21 protein-coding genes and 1 pseudogene are annotated in these 21,881 nt (G+C 69.6%); 13 read left to right on the forward strand and 9 right to left on the reverse strand.

The genetic code is table 11. From position 1 onward, the window contains the following. The first annotated feature begins 30 nt into the window (after positions 1-30). The 3 genes from RZE77_RS29205 to RZE77_RS29215 all read left to right on the forward strand — a co-directional run bounded on the left by RZE77_RS29205 (position 31) and on the right by RZE77_RS29215 (position 3,444). Positions 31-1,056 (forward strand): aromatic ring-hydroxylating dioxygenase subunit alpha, encoded by a 1,026-nt coding sequence (locus RZE77_RS29205; protein ID WP_319443194.1) that lies wholly within the window; start codon positions 31-33, stop codon positions 1,054-1,056. Between the two features lie 44 nt (positions 1,057-1,100). Next, positions 1,101-2,078, forward strand: coding sequence for a Bug family tripartite tricarboxylate transporter substrate binding protein (locus RZE77_RS29210; protein WP_319443195.1), 978 nt, complete (start codon positions 1,101-1,103; stop codon positions 2,076-2,078). A gap of 127 nt (positions 2,079-2,205) precedes the next feature. After that, entirely contained in the window at positions 2,206-3,444 is a 1,239-nt protein-coding gene (locus RZE77_RS29215; RefSeq protein ID WP_319443196.1) for an MFS transporter, read from the forward strand. Between the two features lie 96 nt (positions 3,445-3,540). On the opposite strand, the gene RZE77_RS29220 is transcribed toward RZE77_RS29215, so the two are convergent. The 5 genes and pseudogenes from RZE77_RS29220 to RZE77_RS33360 all read right to left on the reverse strand — a co-directional run. Continuing rightward, positions 3,541-4,104, reverse strand: coding sequence for a hypothetical protein (locus RZE77_RS29220; protein ID WP_319443197.1), 564 nt, complete (start codon positions 4,102-4,104; stop codon positions 3,541-3,543). A gap of 28 nt (positions 4,105-4,132) precedes the next feature. Beyond that, positions 4,133-4,930 carry a DUF899 domain-containing protein gene (locus RZE77_RS29225; RefSeq protein WP_319443198.1) on the reverse strand — a complete coding sequence of 266 codons (798 nt, stop codon included), beginning with the start codon at positions 4,928-4,930 and terminating at the stop codon, positions 4,133-4,135. A 122-nt stretch (positions 4,931-5,052) separates the two neighbouring features. Continuing rightward, a complete protein-coding gene (locus RZE77_RS29230) occupies positions 5,053-5,739 on the reverse strand; it encodes a Vgb family protein (RefSeq protein ID WP_319443199.1) in 687 nt (228 codons plus the stop codon). 49 nt (positions 5,740-5,788) lie between these two features. Further along, positions 5,789-7,009 (reverse strand): helix-turn-helix domain-containing protein, encoded by a 1,221-nt coding sequence (locus tag RZE77_RS29235; protein WP_319443200.1) that lies wholly within the window; start codon positions 7,007-7,009, stop codon positions 5,789-5,791. Between the two features lie 40 nt (positions 7,010-7,049). Continuing rightward, positions 7,050-7,235 (reverse strand): annotated as a pseudogene (locus RZE77_RS33360) (hypothetical protein); the annotation flags it as partial. Between the two features lie 231 nt (positions 7,236-7,466). Here RZE77_RS33360 and RZE77_RS29240 point away from each other — a divergent pair. From RZE77_RS29240 to RZE77_RS29255, 4 genes are all read left to right on the forward strand, one after another. Continuing rightward, positions 7,467-7,940 (forward strand): (2Fe-2S)-binding protein, encoded by a 474-nt coding sequence (locus tag RZE77_RS29240; protein WP_319443201.1) that lies wholly within the window; start codon positions 7,467-7,469, stop codon positions 7,938-7,940. Between the two features lie 13 nt (positions 7,941-7,953). Then, positions 7,954-10,227, forward strand: coding sequence for a xanthine dehydrogenase family protein molybdopterin-binding subunit (locus RZE77_RS29245; protein ID WP_405547921.1), 2,274 nt, complete (start codon positions 7,954-7,956; stop codon positions 10,225-10,227). Continuing rightward, positions 10,224-10,571, forward strand: a complete 348-nt coding sequence (locus RZE77_RS29250; protein WP_319443202.1) for a c-type cytochrome — start codon at positions 10,224-10,226, stop codon at positions 10,569-10,571. Before RZE77_RS29245 ends, RZE77_RS29250 begins: the two co-directional genes overlap by 4 nt. Before the next feature lie 61 nt (positions 10,572-10,632). Continuing rightward, positions 10,633-11,514, forward strand: coding sequence for a LysR family transcriptional regulator (locus RZE77_RS29255; RefSeq protein ID WP_319443203.1), 882 nt, complete (start codon positions 10,633-10,635; stop codon positions 11,512-11,514). Positions 11,515-11,887: 373 nt separating this feature from the next. Here RZE77_RS29255 and RZE77_RS29260 read toward each other — a convergent pair whose 3' ends face one another. From RZE77_RS29260 to norR, 3 genes are all read right to left on the reverse strand, one after another. After that, positions 11,888-12,880, reverse strand: coding sequence for a tripartite tricarboxylate transporter substrate binding protein (locus RZE77_RS29260; RefSeq protein WP_319443204.1), 993 nt, complete (start codon positions 12,878-12,880; stop codon positions 11,888-11,890). Next, the gene (locus RZE77_RS29265) at positions 12,877-13,695 is read right to left on the reverse strand and encodes an amidohydrolase family protein (RefSeq protein ID WP_319443205.1); all 819 of its coding nucleotides are present in this window, start codon (positions 13,693-13,695) and stop codon (positions 12,877-12,879) included. The genes RZE77_RS29260 and RZE77_RS29265 overlap by 4 nt, the downstream gene beginning before the upstream one ends. A 168-nt stretch (positions 13,696-13,863) precedes the next feature. After that, the gene (gene norR, locus RZE77_RS29270) at positions 13,864-15,444 is read right to left on the reverse strand and encodes a nitric oxide reductase transcriptional regulator NorR (RefSeq protein WP_319443206.1); all 1,581 of its coding nucleotides are present in this window, start codon (positions 15,442-15,444) and stop codon (positions 13,864-13,866) included. 138 nt (positions 15,445-15,582) lie between these two features. Between norR and hmpA the strand changes: the two genes are divergently transcribed. From hmpA to clsB, 4 genes are all read left to right on the forward strand, one after another. Next, positions 15,583-16,767, forward strand: a complete 1,185-nt coding sequence (gene hmpA, locus RZE77_RS29275; protein WP_319443207.1) for an NO-inducible flavohemoprotein — start codon at positions 15,583-15,585, stop codon at positions 16,765-16,767. Positions 16,768-16,846: 79 nt separating this feature from the next. Further along, entirely contained in the window at positions 16,847-17,128 is a 282-nt protein-coding gene (locus RZE77_RS29280) for a hypothetical protein (RefSeq protein WP_319443208.1), read from the forward strand. Positions 17,129-17,281: 153 nt separating this feature from the next. After that, positions 17,282-17,653: a response regulator gene (locus RZE77_RS29285; protein ID WP_319443209.1), complete on the forward strand. Its 372-nt coding sequence runs from the start codon at positions 17,282-17,284 to the stop codon at positions 17,651-17,653. Positions 17,654-17,675: 22 nt separating this feature from the next. Next, entirely contained in the window at positions 17,676-18,899 is a 1,224-nt protein-coding gene (clsB, locus tag RZE77_RS29290; RefSeq protein WP_319443210.1) for a cardiolipin synthase ClsB, read from the forward strand. Positions 18,900-18,908: 9 nt separating this feature from the next. Here the strand turns inward: clsB and RZE77_RS29295 are convergent, their stop codons facing one another. Continuing rightward, the gene (locus RZE77_RS29295; protein ID WP_319443211.1) at positions 18,909-20,291 is read right to left on the reverse strand and encodes an NAD-dependent succinate-semialdehyde dehydrogenase; all 1,383 of its coding nucleotides are present in this window, start codon (positions 20,289-20,291) and stop codon (positions 18,909-18,911) included. A gap of 302 nt (positions 20,292-20,593) precedes the next feature. On the opposite strand from RZE77_RS29295, the gene RZE77_RS29300 reads away from it, so the two are divergent. Beyond that, a complete protein-coding gene (locus RZE77_RS29300; RefSeq protein WP_319443212.1) occupies positions 20,594-21,013 on the forward strand; it encodes a CBS domain-containing protein in 420 nt (139 codons plus the stop codon). Between the two features lie 310 nt (positions 21,014-21,323). Then, positions 21,324-21,881 carry a type 1 glutamine amidotransferase domain-containing protein gene (locus RZE77_RS29305; protein WP_319443213.1) on the forward strand — a complete coding sequence of 186 codons (558 nt, stop codon included), beginning with the start codon at positions 21,324-21,326 and terminating at the stop codon, positions 21,879-21,881.

Consider the following 21,881-nt stretch of genomic DNA (forward strand, 5'->3'; position numbering starts at 1 on the left):
CCTACATTGCCTGGACTCTTGGAGACAGGCATGTGGGTTCGAAACTGCTGGTACGTCATTGCGTGGGATCACGAAATTTCCGCGGATGCGCTGTTCACGCGCACGGTGCTCGACGAGCCGCTCCTGGTCTATAGAACCGAAGGCGGCGAACTCGTTGCGATGCAGGACCGCTGCTGCCACCGGCATGCGCCGCTGTCGCGCGGACGCAGGGAAGGCGACTGCGTGCGCTGCGGCTACCACGGCCTCAAATTCGCCGCCGATGGCGTCTGCGTGGAGGCACCGGGGCTGGCCAGCATTCCCGTGAAGGCGCGCGTGCGGACCTACCCGGTGGTCTCGCACAACAAGTGGATCTTCGTGTGGATGGGTGATCCGTCGCTCGCGGACCGCGCGCAGCTGCCGGACAACTTCTCGTGCGACCACCCCGACTGGCGCTACAGGCCCGGCTATGTCCACTACGACACGCCTTACCTGCTGGTCTGCGACAACCTGCTGGACTTCTCGCACCTGAGCTATGTGCACGAAGGCACGCTGGGCGGATCGACCGCCATCGCCCAGGCCGTGCCGAAGATCGAGAAGGTGCCGCGCGGCATCCGCGTGACGCGGCACGTGCCCGACGTGCCCCCGTCTCCCTTCTGGAAGTCGTTCCAGAGCTTCGACCGCAACGTCGACCGCTACTTCATCTACGACTTCCTGCTGCCCGGCACCTTGCTGATGAAGTCGGGCGGGGCGCCGGTGGGGCAGGCCGAAGGCGAGCAGCGCGGCGGCGTGCAGCTGCACAGCTGCCAGGCGCTCACGCCCGAGACGGCAACCACCACGCACTACTTCTTCCAGCAATCGCACCGAAGCAGCATTGCCGACCCCGCTGTCACCGAGACCATCTACCGCGGTCTGGTCACCGCGTTCGAGGAAGACCGCGACATGATCACCGCGCAGTACCTGAACATCGATCCCGACGTGCGGATGCTGCCGCTCGCGATGGACGCCGCACTGGTCCAGTACCGGCGGCTGCTGCAGGAAGAAGTCGAGCGCGAGCAGCGTGCCTCGCAGGCCGGCTGACGCGCCGCGCCGCCCCACATCCAGAACAACTCCAGGAGACCCCCATGCGCCGCCGCTTTCTCACCCTCGGCTTCACCATGCTCGCCGCGCTGCCGCTCGCCGGGCTCGCGCAAGGGAGCTTCCCGGGCAAGCCGATCCGCATCGTCGTCACGGCCCAGGCCGGCGGCGCCAACGACTTCGTCGCGCGCCTGATCGGCGAGCATGCCGCGAAGGCGCTGGGCCAGCCCTTCGTGGTCGACAACCGGGCCGGCGCCAACGGCGCGGTGGGCCTGGGCGAAGTGGCGCGGGCCGCGCCCGACGGCTACACGATCGCTGTCACGCTCGGCGATTCGCTCATCAACAACGTCGCGCTCTACAAGACACTGCCCTACGACCCGCAGCGCGACTTCGTCTTCCTGACGCAGGTCGTGCGCAGCCCGGCCATCCTGTCGGCCAACCTGGAGCTCGGCGTGAAGGACATGGAAGGCTTCCGCAAGCTCGCGGCGCGGCCGGGCCAGCAGCTCAGCTATGGCACCTGGGGACCGGGCGGCCTCGGCCACCTGGCGGGCGAAGCGCTCAACCGCAAGCTCGGTGCGCACATGGTGCACGTGCCGCAGCGCGGCGAGGCGCCCGTGATGGCCGACCTGCTGAGCAACACCGTGAGCGTCGGCCTCACGTCGGCGGGCCTCGCGCGCCAGCATGTGCAGGCGGGCAAGGTCGTTCCGCTCGCGATCATGGGGCGCGAGCGCTCGGCCGTGCTGCCGCAGGTGCCCACGATGCGCGAATTGGGCTTCGACGATCCGCTGTTCGAGGCGGCGGTGTGGATCGCGTTCGTCGCGCCCGCCAAAACGCCGCCCGCGGTGGTCGAGCGGCTGACGCTGGCGCTGCGCAACGCCGCCGCCATGCCCGAGGTCCAGGCGCGGATGGCGGAGCGCGGGCTGGAGATGCTCAACACCACGCCCGAGCAGTTCAGCGCGAACTACCGGCGCGACTTCGACGTGATCACCCGGCGCATGCGGGAGTTCGGCATCGAGGCGCAGTAGCCGCGCCGCATCGGCGTCGAAGTGCCGGCGCTGGGTGTACTTCACCAAGCCGTCTTTGCAAAAAGAGAAATGTCATTATAGTCAACCACTTGGTTCACTATTTTCAACCTTCTCCGGGAACAAGACGATGAACATCCCTGCCACCGCGCGTCCGGCCGACGCGCTCGATTCGAACTGGTCCCTCGTGGCCGCCGGCGCGCTGATGACCTGCGTGGCCATCGGCGTGCTGTTTTCGCTGGCCGTTTTTCTCGAGCCGATGAGCGCGGCCACTGGCTGGTCGCGCGCGGGCATTTCCAGCGCCATGACGCTGGCCTTCCTGAGCATGGGCGTGGCCGGCTTCGGCTGGGGCGCCTTGAGCGACCGCTACGGCCCGCGCGTGGTGGTGCTCGCGGGCACGGTGCTGCTCGGGCTCTCGACGGTGCTGGCCAGCCGCGCGTCGACCTTGCTCGAGTTCCAGCTCTTCTACGGCGTGCTGATGGGCATCGCCGCCGGCAGCTTCTTCGCGCCGGTGATCGCCACGACTGCGTCCTGGTTCGACAGGCACCGCAGCCTGGCCGTGTCGCTGGTGTCGGCGGGCATGGGCGTGGCGCCCATGACCATCTCGCCGCTGGCCGCGTGGCTGGTGACGCACTACGACTGGCGCACGGCCCAGCTGATCATCGGCATCGGCGCGTGGATCGTGCTGCTGCCCGCGGTCTGGCTCATCCGCGCGGCACCGCGCACCGCCCACACCGCTCCCGGAGGCGCAGCCCCCGCGCCGGAAATGAAGGTCGGACAGGCGCTGCGCTCGCGCGCCTTCCTCGTGCTCGGGATCACGTTCTTCGCCTGCTGCGCCGCGCACTCCGGGCCGATCTTCCACACGGTCAGCTATGCCATCGGCTGCGGCCTGCCGACCTTCGCGGCCGTCACCATCTACAGCATGGAAGGGGCGGCCGGGCTGGGCGGGCGGCTGCTCTTCGGCGTGCTCGCGGACCGGCTGGGCGCCAAGCGGGTGCTCGTGGCCGGCCTGCTGATCCAGGCCTTTGCCGCCGCGAGCTACCTGCTGGTGAACCAGCTCGGCGGCTTCTATGCCGTGGCCATCGTCTTCGGCCTGGCCTATGGCGGCGTGATGCCGCTCTATGCGGTGCTGGCTCGGGACTATTTCGGCGCCCGCATCCTGGGCACGGTGCTGGGCGCGGCGTCGATGCTGTCCAGCCTGGGCATGGCGCTCGGCCCGGTACTCGGCGGCTGGCTGTTCGACCGCTACGGCAGCTACGCCTGGATGTACATCGGCTCGATGGCCGTGGGTCTCGGCGCCGTGGCCATCGCGCTCATGTTCCCGCGGACCGACGCCGCCAGAGAGCCGCGGCTGCAGCCGGCCGGCTGATTCGTAGATCCTTCAAGTCGACGATAGAGTCGGCGCAGTCCTGACAGCGACCGGCTCACTTTGCACGGGCCCGTGCAATCTGCACGGTGAATACGATCACCCCAAGCGGCGAAGCCAGCGGGCCCCGGCATCGAAGCCGCGACAGGCGCCCACGGCAATCGCACCGGTGACCGCGAGCATGGCCGCGGTGTGAACGCCGACCGCCGCGAGCGCCAGCAACAGCGAGTCCGACGCGCTGAACGCCGGCGTCGCCCCCTCGCCCATGCACAGCGGGATCAGCGCCGGCACCAGCATCAGGCCGGCGCCATGGGCGGTGGACACCATGAACGACCAGAGCGCCATCCCCGCATGCCCCGCCGGTGCGCGCGCTGCGCTCGGTGTGCGGCCCCACAGGTGAAGCCCCGCGAAGACCACCACCAGCACGCCCGCCAGCACCTGCAACAGCGCGCGGTCCAGCGACAGGCCGAAGGCCACCGCGCCGGCCACCAGCGCCACCGAGGCGGCATGGCCGATCGCAATCGGCAGCAGCGCCCGCAGAGCCTGCCTGCGGTCGCGCGAACGCAAGCCCCAGGCGGCGGCCCAGATCCAGCCGCTCGCGGGGTTCAGCCCGTGCAGGGCGCCGATGCCCGCAACCGCGAGCCACGGCCAGAGGCTTGCCATGATGGTGTGCCTGCCGATTCAGCGCAGTTCAGTCGGATGCATGGCAGCACGACCCCGCCGCGGCCGCCGGCTTTGCGATCGGTGCCGGTTCGTAGCGGTCGTGGTGGCGCACCCAGTCCATCGCATGGACCGGGTTGGGCTCGTCGCGGCCCTTGGGCATGAGGTCGAGCAGGCTGTAGGTGCCCATCATTGCCTCCACGCCGCGCTCGTAGGTCGAGTAGGTGTGGAAGACCTCGCCTGCATCGTTTCTGTAAAACACGCTGATGCCGGGCGCCTCTTGCGCCGGAAAGGGCCGCACGTTGTAGTTGTAGTAGACCTCGCCCCGGCCCTCGGCCCACTGCTGCGGCGTGAAGCTCACGTTGAAGTCGTAGTTGAAGTCGCTGCCGTGCGCGGAGATCCACCTGAACTGCCAGCCCATGCGCCGGCGGAAGCGCTCGATCTGCTCCAGCGGCGCGCGCGAGACGACCAGCAGCGTGACGTCGCGGTTCTCCAGGTGCACCTTCATCCCGCCAAGGTGGTCGGACATGTAGGAGCAGCTCGGGCAGCCCTGCTCCCAGTCGGGGCCGAGCATGAAGTGCTGCACCAGCAATTGGCGGCGGCCTTCGAACAGGTCGGCCAGCGCGCGCGGGCCCTCGGGCGTGTCGAAGACGTAGTTCTTCTCGACGCGGGTCCACGGCATCGCGCGGCGTTCGCGGGCGACCTGGTCGCGCAGGTGCGTGAGTTCCTTTTCGCGCGCCAGCAGCGCCTTGCGCTGGGCCAGCCACCGGTCCTTCGAGACGACGGGGTGGTTTGTCACGGTGCTCTTTTCGGCAATGGCGGTGTTCATGCGTTTCTCCTTGGGCTCGGTGAGCCGATGTGGGTTTCGTCCATGCGCGGCTCCACCCGCCTGGTGGCCGGCGCGCTCGTCTTCGGCAGCAAAGCCGAAAGGGGGTTGTCGCGGTGGGCCGCTCAGGCCCGCGCAGCTCTCGGGCGCCGCACGGCGCGGACCTTGCCGGTGCCGCCGCCACCGCAATAGAAGAGGTCGGCGCCGTCGGACTCGAGCCCGCTCACGTTGGCGCCGCGCGGCATCTCCAGCCGCTCGAGCACGGCGCCGCTGTCGGGGTCGACGCGGCGCAGTTCGCTCTCGTCGCCTTCCCAGGTGGCGTGCCACAGCTCGCCGTCAACCCAGGTCACGCCGGTCACGAAGCGGTTGGACTCGATGGTGCGCAGCACCGCGCCGCTCACCGGGTCGATCTGGAGGATCTTGCGGTCGCGGTACTGCCCGATCCAGAGGCTGCCCTCGGCCCAGGTCAGGCCCGAGTCGCTGCCGTGGCCGGGCGTGGGAATCGACGCGAGCACCTTGCCGCTGGCCGGATCGATCTTGTCGATGCGCGCTTCGGCAATTTGATAGAAGTAGGTGCCGTCGAAGGCGGTGCCGGCATCGCAGGCGCAGTCGAGGGTGCGCGTGGTCTCGCCGCTCGCGGGATCGAAGGCCACCAGTTGCGCGCCGGTGGCCGCCCAGACGCGCTCGCCGTCGTGGGTCACGCCGGCCACGCTGGGGGCGCCGGCGAAGGGGCCGTACTCGCGCACGATCTCGGCCGTGCGCGGCGCGGCCTCAGGCTTGTCTTTCTTGCTCGCTGCTGTGCTGCTGTTCATCGCTGGCTCCTGGTGTGGCGGCTCCGGAATCGGCGCCTTGGAGACAACTCTATTCAATCGGCAGCGCGGCGGGGAGTAACAAGATCGTCGTGAATCCCGCCAGCGGCGGCGCCAGCCAGCGCTGCGCCCGCGCCCGGCCGATGGCGCGCACCCGTCCCTCGGCCTCGAGTTCGGCCAGCGCGCGCTGCACCGTGCGCTGGCTCGCGTCCAGCGCCAGTGCCAGCGCCGAGGTCGACCACGCCGCGCCATCGGACAGCAGCGCCACCAGCGAGGCCTGCTCGCCGTCGATCGGCGGCGCGAGCACGACCACCTCGCGTGCGTCGCGCGGCCTGAGCGCAAAGCCGCGCGCCGTGGCCTCGATGCCGGCCTCGGCCGCGACCAGCGCGCGCAGGCGGCCGATCTCGACCCGCAGGCGCGCGCGCAGCGTCTCGTCGGGATGGCGGGTGTTGAATGCGTAGGCGATCAGCGCCTCGCGGTCGACGTCGCCGGGCCAGGCCTCGGCGAGCGCACGCGCCAGCGCGAACAGCACCGGCCGGCGCGCCAGCGGCCGCCATGCGGCGCCGGCGCCCACGCCACGGCGGCAGGCGTCGACCACCAGCGCATCCGAGGCCCGCAGCACCGCGACCTCGTCGAGCCGCAGCGCCTCTTCGCCGCCGGCAAAGAGCCGCCGTGCCGCGGGACGATCAAGCGCAGCCCGCGCCTCCGCCACCTCGGCCGAGAGCGCCGGCACGCGTGCGCGGTCGGCCGCCGCCTGCGCACGGGCCAGTGCGGCGCGCGCCGGGCCGACGTGCAGCGAGCGCAGCGCCAGTTCCATGGCGGTCAGTTCGGCCACCGCCGCGAGCGCGGGCGGCAGGTCGCGCACGTCGAGCGGCGCCAGCGCGGCCCGGGCCGCCTCGAGCCGGCCGAGCAGCAGCAGTTGGCGCGCCGCGATGAGCCGCGCCTGCAGCGCGTTGGCATGGTCCGCGTGCGCTTCGAGCGTGGCCGCCGCTGCCGCCAGTGCGCGCGGCGAGCCGCCGAGCTCGCGCATGGCCATCGCCACCTCGGCCTCGGCCACCACGCAGCGCGCGCGCGCCAGTTCCTCGTGGGCGCCAAAGCCGCGCGCGGCGCGCCGCAGCAGTTCGCGCGCGCGCGGATGCTCGCCGAGCTGGGCCATCGCGATGCCGCGCAGGGCCAGCGCCGGCGGGTCCTCGCGCAGCGCGACCCGCTTGAGCGCGCCAAGCGCGTCGCCGGCGGCCAGGGCGCGGGCGGAGGCGGCAATCAGGGAATCCATGGCGCGAGGCTACACCGGCGCCAACACCGATCTCGGCCTGCAACAGGTCTTTCGAACGCTTGAGGGGATCGCGGTCCGGATATTTCTCCAACGTCAGCTTGACGTCCACGAAATCCATGGGATGCATGGTGTTCATGAGCGCCATCTCACCGGTCGTGGAGACCACATCTGCTGACCGTGGAGAGGCGAGGTCTAGCTTCCTTTCACTGCAAACAGACGATTTCAAAGAACATGGTGAAAGTCCATATAAATCAACCGTTTAGATAGAAATCTCAAGGCAAGACACGTGGTTTCTGGCGGCCATTGGCTGGCCGTCTCCTCTCAATGAACCTGCTTTATGAAGCCTGGCTTCACAAGGCATGCAATATTCGCCACTGTTTCTTTCTGATGCTTCTTCCTACAGTCGCCTCCAGCGCCGTCCGGCGCCACCACCCCACGAACAAGAACGGACCCCACCATGAGCGCGCTCAATGTCAACGGCCGCGACCACACGGTCGACGCCGATCCCGGCACTCCCATCCTCTGGGCCCTGCGTGACACGCTGGGCATGACCGGCACCAAGTTCGGCTGCGGCGCGGCGCTGTGCGGCGCCTGCACCGTGCATCTGGACGGCCAGGCCATCCGCTCGTGCATCACGCCCATCTCGGCGGCCGAGGGCAAGAAGATCGTCACCATCGAAGCCGCCACCGACGGCAGCGACCCGGTCGGTGCCGCGGTGCACACCGCGTGGATCAAGCATGACGTGGCGCAGTGCGGCTACTGCCAGAGCGGCCAGATCATGAGCGCCACGGCGTTCCTCAAGTCGCAGCCCAAGGGCAAGCAGCCCACGGCGGCCGAGATCGATGCCGCCATGGCCGGCAACATCTGCCGCTGCGGCACCTACGCCCGCATCCGCGCCGCGGTGGCCGATGCCGCCAAGACCCTGGCCTGAAGGAGCACCCGCCATGTTGCCCACCCACATCGATTCCACCGAACTGCCGCGCATCCTGCAGCGCCTGATGGCCGAAGCAAGCCAGCAACAACCCGAAGACACCGCCGCACTGCCGCGCCGCAGCTTCCTCAAGCTGGCCGGCGCGGGCGGCCTCGCGCTCGGTGCCTTTCCCCACATGGCCATGGCGCAGGCCACCGGCAAGCAAGCGGCGGCCAGCCCCCTCAAGCCGACGCAGCAGCCTTCGGCCTTCGTGCAGATCGCGCCCAACGGCGAAGTCACCGTGACGCACAACCGGCTGGAATTCGGCCAAGGGGTGCAGACCGGCCTGCCGATGATCCTGGCCGAGGAGCTCGATGCCGACTGGAGCCTGGTGCGCAGCAAGAGCGGCACCAACGACGCCGCCTACCACGACCCGGCCTTCGGCATGCACCTGACCGGCGGCTCCAACTCGATCAAGAACAGCTTCACGCAGTACCGCGAGCTCGGCGCGCGCGCCCGCGCCATGCTGCTGTCGGCAGCCGCGGCGCGCTGGAACGTCGACGTGGCCACGCTGCGCACGCAGGCTGGCACCGTGCTGGGCCCGAACGGCCGCAAGCTGGGCTACGGCGAACTGGCCGAAGCCGCCATGGCGCTGCCGGTGCCCGAGAAGGTCACGCTCAAGGACCCCAAGGACTTCAAGCTCATCGGCCGCCCGACCACGCGGCTGGACGCGCGCGCCAAGAGCAGCGGCCGGCAGGACTTCGGCATCGACGTCAAGCACGCCGGCCAGCTCACGGCCGTGGTGGCGCATCCGCCGGTGTTCGGCGCGCGGCTTGCCTCGGTGGACGACAGCGCGGCGCGCGCCGTCAAGGGCGTGAAGGCCGTGCTGCGCGTGCCGCTGGACCGTGGCGCCGAGGGCGTGGCCGTGGTGGCCGACGGCTACTGGCCCGCCAAGCTGGGCCGCGACGCGCTCAAGCTGCAGTGGGACACGGCCGCCGCCGAGAAGGTCGACAGCGACAGGCAGCTGGCCCAGTACCGCGAACTCGCCAAGCAACCCGGCGCGCGCAAGTTCGACGCCGACATGGCGCCGCTGGCCAAGGCGCCGCGGCAGCTGGACGCCGAGTTCGTGTTTCCCTACCTCGCCCATGCGCCGATGGAGCCGCTGAACTGCACCGTCAAGCTGTCGGGCGACAGCGCCGAGCTGTGGGTCGGCACCCAGTGCGCGGGGCTGGACGGCGCCGCGGCGGCACGCACGCTCGGCCTCAAGCCCGAGCAGGTGCGCGTGAACGTGCAGATGGCGGGCGGCGGCTTCGGCCGGCGCTTCGTGAGCACCAGCGACGTGATCGTGGAGGCCTGCGAGATCGCCAAGGCCGCGCGCGCCGCCGGGCTCGATGCGCCGGTGCGCCTGCTGTGGAGCCGCGAGGACGACATCAAGGGCGGCTACTACCGCCCCATGCACCTGCACCGCGCGCGCATCGGCTTCGACGAGCGCGGCAAGGTGCTGGCCTGGGACCACGTCATCGTGGGCCAGTCGATCACCGCCGGCTCCGTGTTCGAGCCCTTCCAGGTGAAGAACGGCATCGACGCCACGGCCACCGAAGGCATGCGCGATCCGTACCCGCTGCCGATGCGCCTGACCGTGCACCATCCCAAGGTCAACGTGCCGGTGCTGTGGTGGCGCAGCGTGGGTTCCACCCACACCGCCTTCGTGATGGAGACGCTGCTCGACGAGATCGCGCGCAGCACCAGGCAGGACCCGGTGGCCTACCGCATGCAGCTCTTCGGCGACAAGCACCCGCGCCACCGCGCCGCGCTGCAGCTCGCCGTCGACCGGAGCGGCTACGGCAAGAAGCAGCTGCCCGCCGGCCGCGCCTGGGGCGTGGCGGTGCACGAGTCCTTCGAGTCCGTGGTGGCCTATGTGGTGGAAGCTTCGGTGAAGGACGGCCAGCCGGTGCTGCACCGCGCCACCGCCGGCGTGCACTGCAACCTGGCCGTCAATCCGCGCAGCGTGGAAGCGCAGGTGCAGGGCGCCGCGGTCATGGGACTGTCGATGTGCCTGCCGGGCGGTGCCATCACGCTGAAGGACGGCGAAGTGCAGCAGGGCAACTTCGGCGATTTCACCGTGCCGCGCATCACCGACATGCCCGAGTTCGCCGTGCACATCGTGCCGAGCGCGGAGCCGCCCAAGGGCATCGGCGAGCCGGGCCTGCCGCCGCTGGCGCCGGCCTTCGCGAACGCCATCGCGCAACTGACGGGCAAGCCGCTGCGGCAGCTGCCCTTCAACCTTTCGGACGCAAAACCGGCATGACCCGCAACAACGATCGCAAGCAAGGCCTCGCAGCTTCTCTCGCCCTGGCCTTGGGGCTCTGCGCAGGCACGGCCTGGCCGGACCGCGCTGCGGCCAGCCAGGCACTCGCGCAGAAGCACGCCTGCATCGCGTGCCACCAGCCCGCGGCCAAGGTGGTGGGCCCGTCGTGGAAGGAGATCGGCGCGCGCTACGGCGACGGCAAGACCAGCGCGGCGCAGCTGGCCGCGAGCATCAAGGCCGGCAGTTCGGGCAAGTGGGGCGCCATGCCCATGCCGCCGCAAGGCCGGGTCCCCGACGCCGACCTGCAGTCGCTCGCGCAGTGGCTGATCGACGGCGCGCCGTGACCGGCATTCCCTGAGCTGCGGCTGCCCGCAAGGCGGCGCAGACCGCTCCCTAGAATGCCGCATGGAAACCCGGCAGATGCGTTGTATCGTGGCCATCGCCGAGGCCGGCAGCCTCACGCGTGCGGCGGAGAACCTCGGCCTCGCGCAGCCGGCGCTGACGCAGACGCTGAACCGGCTGGAAAGCGAACTCGGCACCCGGCTCTTCACGCGCACGCGCCGCGGGGCCACGCTCACCGAGGCCGGGCTCGCCGTCGTCGATGACCTGCGGGCGAGCCTCGCCTACGGCGACGCGGCCACCGAGCGCATCCGCGCCATGAGCGCCGGACGCGCGGGCCGGCTCACCATCGGCTTTGTCACGCATGCCGTCTACCAGGTGCTGCCGCGTGCGCTGCAGCGCCTGCGCGCGGCGTATCCGCAGCTCGACATCTCCCTGCGCGAGATGAGCAATGCCGAGCAGGTCGAGGCGCTCGAAGGCGGCCGCATCGACATCGCGCTGCTGCATCCTCCCGTGGCCGTCAACGCGCGCGTGCACGAGAAGCGGCTCGGCGAGGAACGGCTGGTGGCGGCCATTCCCGCCGCCCACGAGCCCGGGGCCGATGGCTGCGTGTCGCTGGCGGAGATTGCCGCGCATGGTCTGGTGTGGTTTCCGAGCCTGCAGATGTCGGCGCTGCGCACCCAGGTGCTGGCGGCGTTTCGCGCCGCCGGACACGAGCTGCGGATCGTGCAGGATGCCAACCGCACGCTCACGGTGCTGTCGTGCGTGGCGGCGGGCCTGGGCTGGTCGCTGCTGCCGAGCTCGGTTCGCGCGCTGCGCCACGAGGGCGTGCGCTATGCCGAGGTGCGCGACGGCGCAGCGCTGCCGCCTTTCGAGCTCTCCGCGATGTGGCTTGCAAAATCGCGTCCCACGTTCGCGGACGCCTTTGCGGCCATGCTCGATGCGTAGGCCGTGCCGCTAAGGCCGCCGAAGCGACGCTTCCTCGGCCAGCCGCGTGACGATCGCCTGTTCGACCACCCTGCGAGGAGCGAGCTGCAAGCGGCCGCACTGAGCGCAGCGATAGAGCCGCCGCGAAGGGAACAGACGCATCCACAGGCTCCGCTGGAGGCGCTTCAGGTGGCCGAAGCCGCACGGGCAACTTGAAAACAGGTTTTCCAAGACAAGCTCCAAATGGATTCGCAGTACCGAGCTTGTCTCTCGCTAGAACTTCTCGGCTTCCGGCAGCTTCGTTGCGTAAAGTAATTATTTGTCTAAATTTCGTCCGATTGTGTGGAGATTGGTAACGATCAACACTCCCACAAAGTAGGGAGTGAGCTGAAGCTCAGTCGAGCGCGATCCTGTTGGCCTTCGCGACCTGGGTCCATTTGGCGATCTCGGCGCGGCGGAAGGCGTCCAGCTCGGCCGGGGTGGAGCCGATGACCTCGGCGCCCATGCCTTCGAGGCGCGTGCGCACATCGGGCTCGCGCAGCACGGCGGCCAACTCCCTGGACAGCCGGTCGACCACGGGCGCAGGCGTTCCGGCCGGAACGAACACGCCGTTCCATTCGTAGACCTCGTAGCCCGCGAGCCCCGCTTCGGCCACCGTCGGCACCTGCGGCAGCACCGGCGAGCGCGCCTTGCCCGTCACCGCCAGCGCGCGCAGCTTGCCGCCCTGGATGTACGGCAGGCTGGAGGCCAGGCTTGCGAAAAAGATCGGCACCTGGCCCGCCATCACGTCGGTGAGCGCGGGCCCGCCGCCCTTGTAGGCCACGTGGGTCATGCGTACGCCGGCCATCGCACCGAAGAGTTCCGCGGCCAGGTGCTGCGCCGAGCCGTTGCCCGACGAGGCGTAGTTGATCTGCTCGGGCCTGGCCTTGGCCTGCGCGACGAGATCCTTCACGCCCGCGATGGGTGCAGCGGGATTGGCCACCAGCACGTTGGGCACCCGTACCAGCAGCGAGACCGGTGCCAGATCGCGCAGCGTGTCGAACGGCATCTTGCTGCGCAGCGCCGGGTTCTGCGAATGGTTGGAGGCGTCGAGCATGACCGTGTAGCCGTCGGCCGCGCTCTTGGCGACCAGGTCGCCGCCGATCGCGCCGCCCGCGCCCGCGCGGTTGTCGATCACCACCGGCTGGCCGAGCCGGGCCGAGAGCTTGGGCGCGATCACGCGCGCCACCGCGTCGACCGTGCCGCCGGGCGGATAGGTCACGACCATCTTCACGGGCTTGGCGGGCCAAGCCTGCGCGGCGGCGCCCAGGGCCGAAAGGCACAGCGCGGTGCCAATGCAGGCGGCGGGGAGCCACGCGCGCAGCTTGCGGGTTGTTGTTGCATTCATGAGGTTGTCGTCTCCTTGGAAAAACCGAAAAGCGCGGCTGGCGTGTCGACCAGGATGCAGCGCCGTGCGTCGGCCTCCGGAATCCAGTGGTTCAGCGCGGTGCGCGTGTGTGCGTAGCCCGTGTGTTCACGGTGCTGGGTGTGGGGCCAGTCGCTGCCCCACAGCAGGCGCTGCGGGCCGCAGGCGTCGAGCAGCGATGCCGCGGCGCGGCACGCCTCGGCCCCGAGCGGATCGCGCCAGCTGCGGTAGGCGGCCGACAGCTTCACCCAGGTGCGGCCGCCGGCGGCGGCGCGTACGAGCCAGTGGAAGCCACAGTCGGCCGCGGTGTTTTCGCCCGGGCGTCCGAAGTGGTCGACGACCAGCTTGCAGCCGGCATCGAGCACGGGCTGGCCCGCCGCGGCCAGGTCCTGCGATGGCCGGTGCAGCTCGACGTGCCAGTCCAGCGCCCGCACATGCTGCAGCAGCGTTTGCCACACGGGCCGGGAAAGATCCGGCATCGGCAGCCCCACGAGGTTGAGCCGCAGGCCGCGGATGCCGGCATCCGCGAGCACCCGCAACTCATCGAGCGGCGTTGCGGGTTCGACCACCGCCACGCCGCGCAGGCGCTGCGGGTGGGCGCGCAGCACGCCGAGCATGTAGCTGTTGTCGGTGCCGAGGAAGCTGGGCTGCACCAGCACGCCGTGCGACACATCGTGCGCATCGAGCAGGCCGAGGTACTCGCCGGGCGTGGCGTCGTAGTCCGGCGCATGCCGGCGCTCGGGAGCGAGCGGCAGGCTGCCGAGGAAGACATGCGCATGGCTGTCGATCGCGCGCACATCTCGCAGACCGTCGCGGGCCGCCGATCGCTGCGGCAGGGGATGGGAAGAAAACAGATCGCGCCTCCTGGATGAAGTGAGGCGGAAGTATCGGCAGGGAGGCGCCGCTGCGGAATCCGCGCGCGCGTTCCTTATTCATAAGCGCCGCTTATGCCGCGGCCGACCCGTTCAGGGCGTGCCGCCTGGCCGCGGCACACCGAGCTTGCGCAGCGTCCGGTGGAAGTTGCTGCGGTCGATGCCGGCTTCGCGCGCCGCATTGGCCACGTGCCCGCGATGCCGCGCCAGCGCATCGGCGAGCCAGGCCCGCTGGAATGCCTCGGTGGCTTCGCGCAGCGTGGCGCCGGTGGCGCCGGCAAGGCCCGCGTGCTGCCCTGTTGGCACCGGCGCAGGTGGCGTCGACGGTTTTGCAGGAGCGCCGGCCGCCGCGGCCTCCAGCGCCAGGTGATGCGGCTCGATCGCCGTCCAGCGCGCGCCGCGTCGCTGCTCCCTGAAGGCGCGCAGCGACGCGCGGCTGATCACATGCTCGAGCTCGCGCACATTGCCGGGCCAGCCGTGCGCGAGCAGCGCGGCCTTGGCGGCCGGCGACAGCCGCAGGTTGCGCGCGCCCAGGCGATGCTGGTTCTCCTCGAGAAAGCCGCCCGCGAGCGCCACCACGTCGCGCCCGCGCTCGCGCAGCGGCGGCACGACCAGCGGATAGACCGAGAGCCGGTGGTAGAGGTCGGCACGGAAACGCCCCTGCGCGATGGCCGCGGGCAGGTCGCGGTTGGTGGCCGCGATCACGCGCACGTCGACCTTCAGCGTGCGGTCGCTGCCGGGCCGCTGCAACTCACCGCTCTGCAGCACGCGCAGCAGCTTGGCCTGCACCGTCAGCGGCAGCTCGCCGACCTCGTCGAGAAAGAGCGTGCCGCCATCGGCGATCTCGAACTTGCCGTTGCGGTCCTGCACCGCGCCGGTGAAGGCGCCGCGCTTGTGGCCGAAGAGCTCGCTGTCGGCCAGCGTCTCGGGCAGCGCCGCGCAGTTCACCTGCACCAGCGGCTGGTCGCTGCGGCGCGAGCGCGCATGCAGGCGCTGCGCCACCAGGTCCTTGCCCACGCCGGTCTCGCCGAGCACCAGCACCGTGAGGTCGGACACCGCGACCGTGTCGATCTCGCTGCACAGCTGCTTCATTGCCGGGCTGCTGCCGAGCAGTTCGCGCGCGGCGCCACGCCCTGATCGCAAAGCCTGCGCCACGGCCTGCTCGCGCATCGCGCGCGCTTCCATTTCCTGGATGGTGTGGGCCGATTCGATGCCGGTCTCGACCAGCGCCACCAGCGCGTCGAGCTGCGCCGGGCCCACCGCCTCGAAGGCGCCGGCATCGAGCGCGTCCAGTGTCAGCAAGCCCCAGGTGGCGCCGCGCAGGCGCAGCGGCGCGCCCATGCAGTCGTGCACGGGCAGGATGCCCGGCTGGCCCGCGACGAGGCCGTCGTACGGGTCGGGCAGGCCGCAGTCGTGCGGGAAGCGCAGGCCCCGCTCGCTCCCGAGCAGGCGGGCAAAGCGCGGGTGCGAGGCCACGGGGAACTGCCGCCCCATGGTTTCGTCGCTCAGGCCGTCCACGGCCAGCGGCCGCAGCACGTCGCCGTCGAGCCGCAGCAGCGCGGCGGCATCGCATCGAACGAGGCCGCGCGCAGCGGCGAGAAGCGAGCGGTAGCGCTGCGCCTCGGTGGCCGCGGCCGCTTCGACTGTGGTGGTATTGACACTGATTGTGGTCATAAATACAACATAAATCCTGTTGCGAATTTGACCACGCATCAAAAATCCCCAGTGGCGGCGGGCACTTGCGCGAGGCCGGGGGCTGGCACGGATCGTGAAAAGGAAAGGCATCTCCATTGCCGATCACGAAAGCCACAGATGACCCCGCAAACCATCGCCATCGTCAAAGCCACCGTTCCCGCGCTCCAGGCGCACGGAGAGGCCATCACCAGCCACTTCTACCGGATCATGTTCGAGACCCATCCGGAGGTGAAGGCCTTCTTCAACGAGGCGCACCAGGCCGCCGGCAGCCAGGCCCGCGCACTCGCGGGCGCGGTGCTGGCCTATGCCACGCACATCGACCGGCTTGACGAGATTGCCGGCGCGCTGCCGCGCATCATCCAGAAGCATGCCGCGCTGGGCGTGCTGCCCGAGCACTACCCGGTGGTCGGCGGCTGCCTGCTGCAGGCCATCAAGGACGTGCTCGGCGACGCCGCGACCGACGAGATCATCGCGGCCTGGGGCGAGGCCTACCAATCGCTCGCGGCGCTGCTGATTGCCGCGGAAGAGGAGGTCTACCGCGCCAATGCCGCACAGGCCGGCGGCTGGCGCGGCGAGCGCGAGTTCCGCGTGGCGCGGCGCGAGCAGGAGAGCGACGTCATCACCTCCTTCTACCTGGAGCCGACCGACGGCGGCCCGTTGCTCGCGTTCTCGCCCGGCCAGTACCTCACGCTGGTGCTGAACATCGACGGCGAGCCGCTGCGGCGCAACTACTCGCTCTCCGATGCGCCGGGCAAGCCCTTCTACCGCATCAGCGTCAAGCAGGAAGAGGGCGGGCGCGCATCGAACTGGCTGCACGAGAAGGCCGGCGTCGGTACCTTGCTGCAGGTGCAGGCACCCTGCGGCGACTTCGTGCTGCAACCCGCGGGCGAGCGCGTGCGGCCGCTGGTGCTGGTGACCGGCGGCGTGGGCATCACGCCGGCCATGAGCATGCTCGAGTCGGTGGCGCACACCGGCCGGCCGGTGCACTTCATCCATGCCGCGCGGCATGGCGGCGCCCACGCCTTCCGCTCGCGCGTCGATGCACTGGCGGCCCGGCATGCCAACGTGAAGCCGCTCTATGTCTACGACGCGCCGCGCGAATCCGACCGGCCGCATGCGACCGGCTTCGTCACGCGCGAGCTGCTCGCGCAGCAGCTGCCGGCCGACCGCGACGTCGACCTCTACTTCCTCGGCCCGAAGCCGTTCATGAAGGCGGTGTATGCAAGCGGCCTGGCGCTCGGCGTGCCGAAGCAGCAGCTGCGCTACGAGTTCTTCGGTCCGCTGGAGGCGCTGGAGGCATGAATAAGGCGGGCTACCCCATCTTGTCGACGCTTCGGCGGCGCCGGTATACGATGAAAGTGCACTCCTGAGGAGATCCCAAATGCCCAACCTGAAAGCGCCCGAGAGCAACAGCACCCGCGCCGTCGAACGCGCGCTGGACGAAAGCAGGCAGGTGAAGAAAACGGTGGAGGAAGCCGCGGATGAGCTCGCCGTCGTTCACGTGGTGCTGGACAAGGGGGTCTCCGAGGACGCGCGCAGCGACGACCTCGACCGCGCGATCGAACAGACCGACCAGATCGAGAAGAAGCTGTCGAAGTCGGTCGACCTGCTGGAGAGGGTCGCCGAAGCGCTGGAGACCGAAAGCCACAAGAAGGCCTCATGAGACAGCCGCTGCGCCTTGCGCCGCGGGCTTCCTGGGCGCCGTCCCCAAGTCGGGCGGCCTGCCTACAAGGATGAAGAAACCCCGGCCGTAAAAAGAATCGATTGGTGGTTGCGTCCCGTTGCCCCAGCGCCTCCAGACGCCGAAAGCGTATGCATGCCGCTCAATGCGATCCTTGTCGAGGACAGCCGGACGATCCGGGACAACCTGATTCCCGCGTTGGAAGAGTTGGCCGGCGTTCACGTGGTGGCCACCGCCGAGACGGCGCAAGCGGCCATCGATGCGCTTGCGCTGCAGGGTTCCTGGCAATTGGCCATCGTCGATCTCTTCCTGAAGGAGGGCTCGGGACTGGCGGTCGTCCGCGCCTGCCAGGGCCGCTCCAGGGACAGGCACCTGATCGTCCTGACGAACTACCCGAGCCCCGAGATACGCCGCCGGTGCCTGGCGCTCGGCGCCGATGCGGTCTTCGACAAGTCCACCGAGCTCGACGCGTTTTTCGCGCACTGCCTGGGCTACCAGGCCCCCTGAGCTCGCGTGCGGATGGCCCTCCATGAAGAACGCTCCCACAAGAGGCCTGGCCCGCTCTCGCTGGGTTCCGGGCAACCGGGTCTCGCTGCTGGAGAACGGAGAGGAGTTCTTTCCGCGCGTGTTCGAGGCCGTGGAGCATGCGCAGCACGAGGTGATCATCGAGACTTTCATCCTGTACGAGGACAAGGTCGGCACGCAGCTGCATGCGTGCCTGTGCGCGGCCGCCAGGCGCGGCGTCCGGGTCGACCTGCTGATCGACGGCTTCGGCTCGCCGGATCTCTCCGGCGCCTTCATCGAAGAGATGGCCTCGGCCGGCGTCCGGCTGCGGGTGTTCGATCCGGGCCACAGCATCCTGGGACAGCGGCTGAACCTGCTTCGCCGGATGCATCGCAAGATCGTGGTGGTCGACGATGCATGCGCCTTCGTCGGTGGCATCAACTTTTCCGCCGACCAGCTGCTCGATTTCGGAGACACGGCAAAGCAGGACTACGCGGTGGAACTGAACGGGCCGATCGTGCAGCTGATCCATCGCTTCGCCGCGCATGCGGTTGCGGCCGGCAAGAAGGCGCAAGCCGTGCGCAACCATCGCCCCGGACCGCCGGAGCACCAGCGGGCAAGCAGTGGCCATGCGCGTGCCGGCGAAGCCGAAGTGTGCCTGGTCACCCGCGACAACTGGCGCCATACGAACGACATCGAGCGCCACTATCGCGTGGCCATCCGCAGCGCAAGGCAGCGCGTCGTCATCGCCAATGCCTACTTCTTTCCCGGCTACCGCCTCGTCCAGGACATGCGCAACGCAGCGCGGCGGGGCGTCGACGTGCGCCTCATCCTGCAGGGCGAGCCCGACATCCCGATCGTCAGGGTCGCGGCCCGCATGCTGTACCACCACCTGCTGCTGGCCGGCGTGAGCATCTTCGAATATTGCGAACGGCCGATGCATGCGAAGGTGGCGCTCACGGACGACTGCTGGAGCACCGTGGGTTCGAGCAACCTGGATCCGCTGAGCCTGGCACTCAATCTCGAGGCCAACGTGGTCGTGCACGACCCGGCGTTCAATCGCGCCCTGTTCGAGCGGCTCGAGCACATGAACCGCAGTTGCAAGCGGATCGAGGCCGCAGACCTGGACAAGTGGAGCAGCTGGCGGCTGGTGCGCAGCTTCGTCGTGTTTCACCTGCTGCGCTGGTATCCCTCATGGATCGCATGGCTGCCGCGCCATGCGCCCCGCGTGACGCCGCTCGGCCGCTGAACCCGGCGTTCACTGGCGCTCGGCCTGCGCCACCCACACCGTCTTGATGTTCACGAACTCCTTGATGCCGTAGCCCGACAGCTCGCGGCCGTAGCCGCTGTCCTTCACCCCGCCGAAGGGCAGCCGCGGATCGGAGCGGACGGCGTCGTTGACGAAAACGCAGCCGGCCTCGATCGACTCGGCCGCGATGCGCTCGCCGCGGGCCGGGTCGCGCGTGATGACGGCGGCGCCCAGGCCGAACGACGAGTCGTTGGCGACGGCGATGGCCTCTTCCTCGTCCCGCACCGGAATGACCGCGGCCACGGGACCGAACAGCTCTTCGTCGTACGCGGGCATGCCCTTGGCGACATCTGTCAGCACGGTCGGCGGATAGTAGGCGCCCGGGCCGGGAGGAACCTGCCCGCCAAGCAGGCAGCGCGCGCCGCGCTGCACGCTCTGCTCGACCTGCCGGTGCAGGGCGTCGCGCAGGTCGTGCCGGGCGAGCGGGCCGATTTCCGTCGCCATGTCCAGTGGATCGCCTTGCCGCACCGCCTTCATCTTCTGCACGAAGCGCTGCTCGAATTCGCTTCGCACCGGCTCGACGACGATGAAGCGCTTGGCGGCAATGCAGCTCTGGCCGCCGTTGACCAGCCGGCCCTTGGTGCACACGCTGGCGGCCAGGTCGAGGTCGGCGTCCTCCAGCACCAGGTAGGGATCGCTGCCGCCGAGTTCGAGCACGGTCTTCTTCAGCATCTCGCCGGCCTTGCGCGCCACCGCGCTCCCGGCCGGGCCGCTGCCGGTCAGCGTGACCGCGCGCACCAGCGGATGCCCGATGGCCGCGTCAACCTGCGCATTGCCGATCAGCAGCGTGCGGAACAGGTGCTCAGGCATGCCGGCCTCGCGCAGGATCTGCTCGATCGCGAGCGCGCAGCCCGGCACGTTCGACGCATGCTTGAGCACCGCGGCGTTGCCTGCCATCAGCGCAGGCGCGGCGAACCGGAACACCTGCCAGAACGGGAAGTTCCAGGGCATCACGGCCAGCACCACGCCCAGTGGATTGAAGGTGACGAAACTCGTGCGCGCTTCGGTGTCGGCCGGCTCGCGCGCCAGCAGCCGCGCCGCGTTGTCGGCGAAGAATTCGCAGCACGCCGCGCACTTCTGCGCCTCGGCAATGCCGTCGCGCAGCGGCTTGCCCATTTCGCGCGCCATCAGCCGGCCCCAGGTGTCGGACTTCGTGCGCAGGATCTTCGCCGCCTCGCGCAGGTGCTGCGCGCGCTGCTCGAACGAGGTGCCGCGCCAGGCCAGGAAGGCCTCGTCCGTCTTGCCGATGGTGTCGTCGACCGCGGCGGCGGACATCTGCGCATAGGTTTCGAGCTTCTCGCCGGTCGCGGGGTTGATGGGTTCGAGGGCCATCTCGCTGGGCTCCTTCTGTTGTTGGATGCAACGTGCCTGCCATCACTTGCCGGCTTTGTGCGCGGCCTTGCGGGCGGTGGCATGCATTTGAAATTCCACTCTAGGCCGCCGGCGTGCTGTGGCTGTAGGGCGCCGCGACCTCGTCGATGTAGGCCTTCGACGATGCAGGCGATCACGCGCGCGGGGCGCGGAGTCCTACAGATGGGAGGCGGCAATTTTTCGCAAAGTGTTCACGAGGCCCGGGCGCCGGCCGCCTCGGCCGGATCTGCCGCGTGGCCTTTCAACCACAGAGGAGATTTCTCATGCACACGATCAAGGATGTGATGAGCCGGGACGTGCAAGTCATCAGTCCCGAGGCGAGCATTGCCGAAGCCGCGCGAATGATGCGCGACGGCGACTTCGGCATGATGCCGGTCGGCGCGAACGACCGGATGATCGGTTCCATCTCGGACCGCGACATTGCCGTGCGCGCGGTGGCCGAAGGCCGCGGCGCCGACACCAAGGTGCGCGACGTGATGTCCGACCGCATCCGCTGGGCCTACGAGGACGAACCGGTCGAACGCGCTGTCGCGATCATGGGCGAGTACCAGATTCGCCGGCTGCCGATCGTCAGCCGCGACAAGCGCCTGGTGGGCATCGTGGCGCTGGGCGACCTTGCCGTCAGGGAAGCCGAGCCCGAACCCGCGGCCGAAGCGCTGTGCGAGATTTCGGAGCCCGCCTGAACACCCACGCTGGCGCCACCGTTGGCGATTTCCTACAGCGCTTCCGCATCCCGCTGACAGAAGTCGGCGGCGCGGCGGCGCAGTCTGGTGTTGGATGTGGTGCGCCCCTCCGGGGCTCCGACGGTGCTCAGGTGGAATCGAGCGAGCACGACGAGAACGGGGCCGGACAGGCCGGCGCAAAGGCCAATGAGCGTGGCTCGTGGGCAAGGCGCATGGCATGAAAGGCGCACCACGTCCCCCCCACTTGAAGAGCAGCGGCCGGCCGCTGCTCTTCATCTCTCTTGAAAACACGGCCGAAAGGATTTCCCCCATGAGCAAGACCCAACTCGACGGCGCCAAGGTCGCCATTCTCGTGGCCGACGGCTTCGAGCAAGCCGAGATGACCGAGCCGCGCAAGGCGCTCGACGCGGCCGGCGCCGCCACCAAGATCGTCTCGCCGAAGGACAACACCGTGCGCGGCTGGAAGCACCACAAGCCGGCCGATGAGTTCAACGTCGACATACCGCTGCCGCAGGCCGCCGCGCACGAGTTCGATGCGCTCGTGCTGCCCGGCGGCGTCATGAACCCCGATGCGCTGCGCATCAACGAGGAGGCCATCGCCTTCGTGCGCGATTTCTTCAAGGCCGGCAAGCCGGTGGCCGCGATCTGCCACGGACCGTGGACGCTGATCGAGGCCGGCGCGGTGCGCGGCCGCACGCTGACCTCGTGGCCCTCGCTGCGCAGCGACCTCACGAACGCCGGCGCCAAATGGGTGGACCGCGAGGTCGTGGTCGACGGCAATCTCATCACCAGCCGCAAGCCCCAGGACCTGCCGGCCTTCGACCGCGAGATGGTCAGGCTGTTCGCAGATGCGCGGGCGCACGCCTGA

The sequence above is a fragment of the Variovorax sp. SPNA7 genome, from assembly GCF_033807855.1.
GTDB classification, from domain to species: domain Bacteria; phylum Pseudomonadota; class Gammaproteobacteria; order Burkholderiales; family Burkholderiaceae_C; genus Variovorax; species Variovorax beijingensis.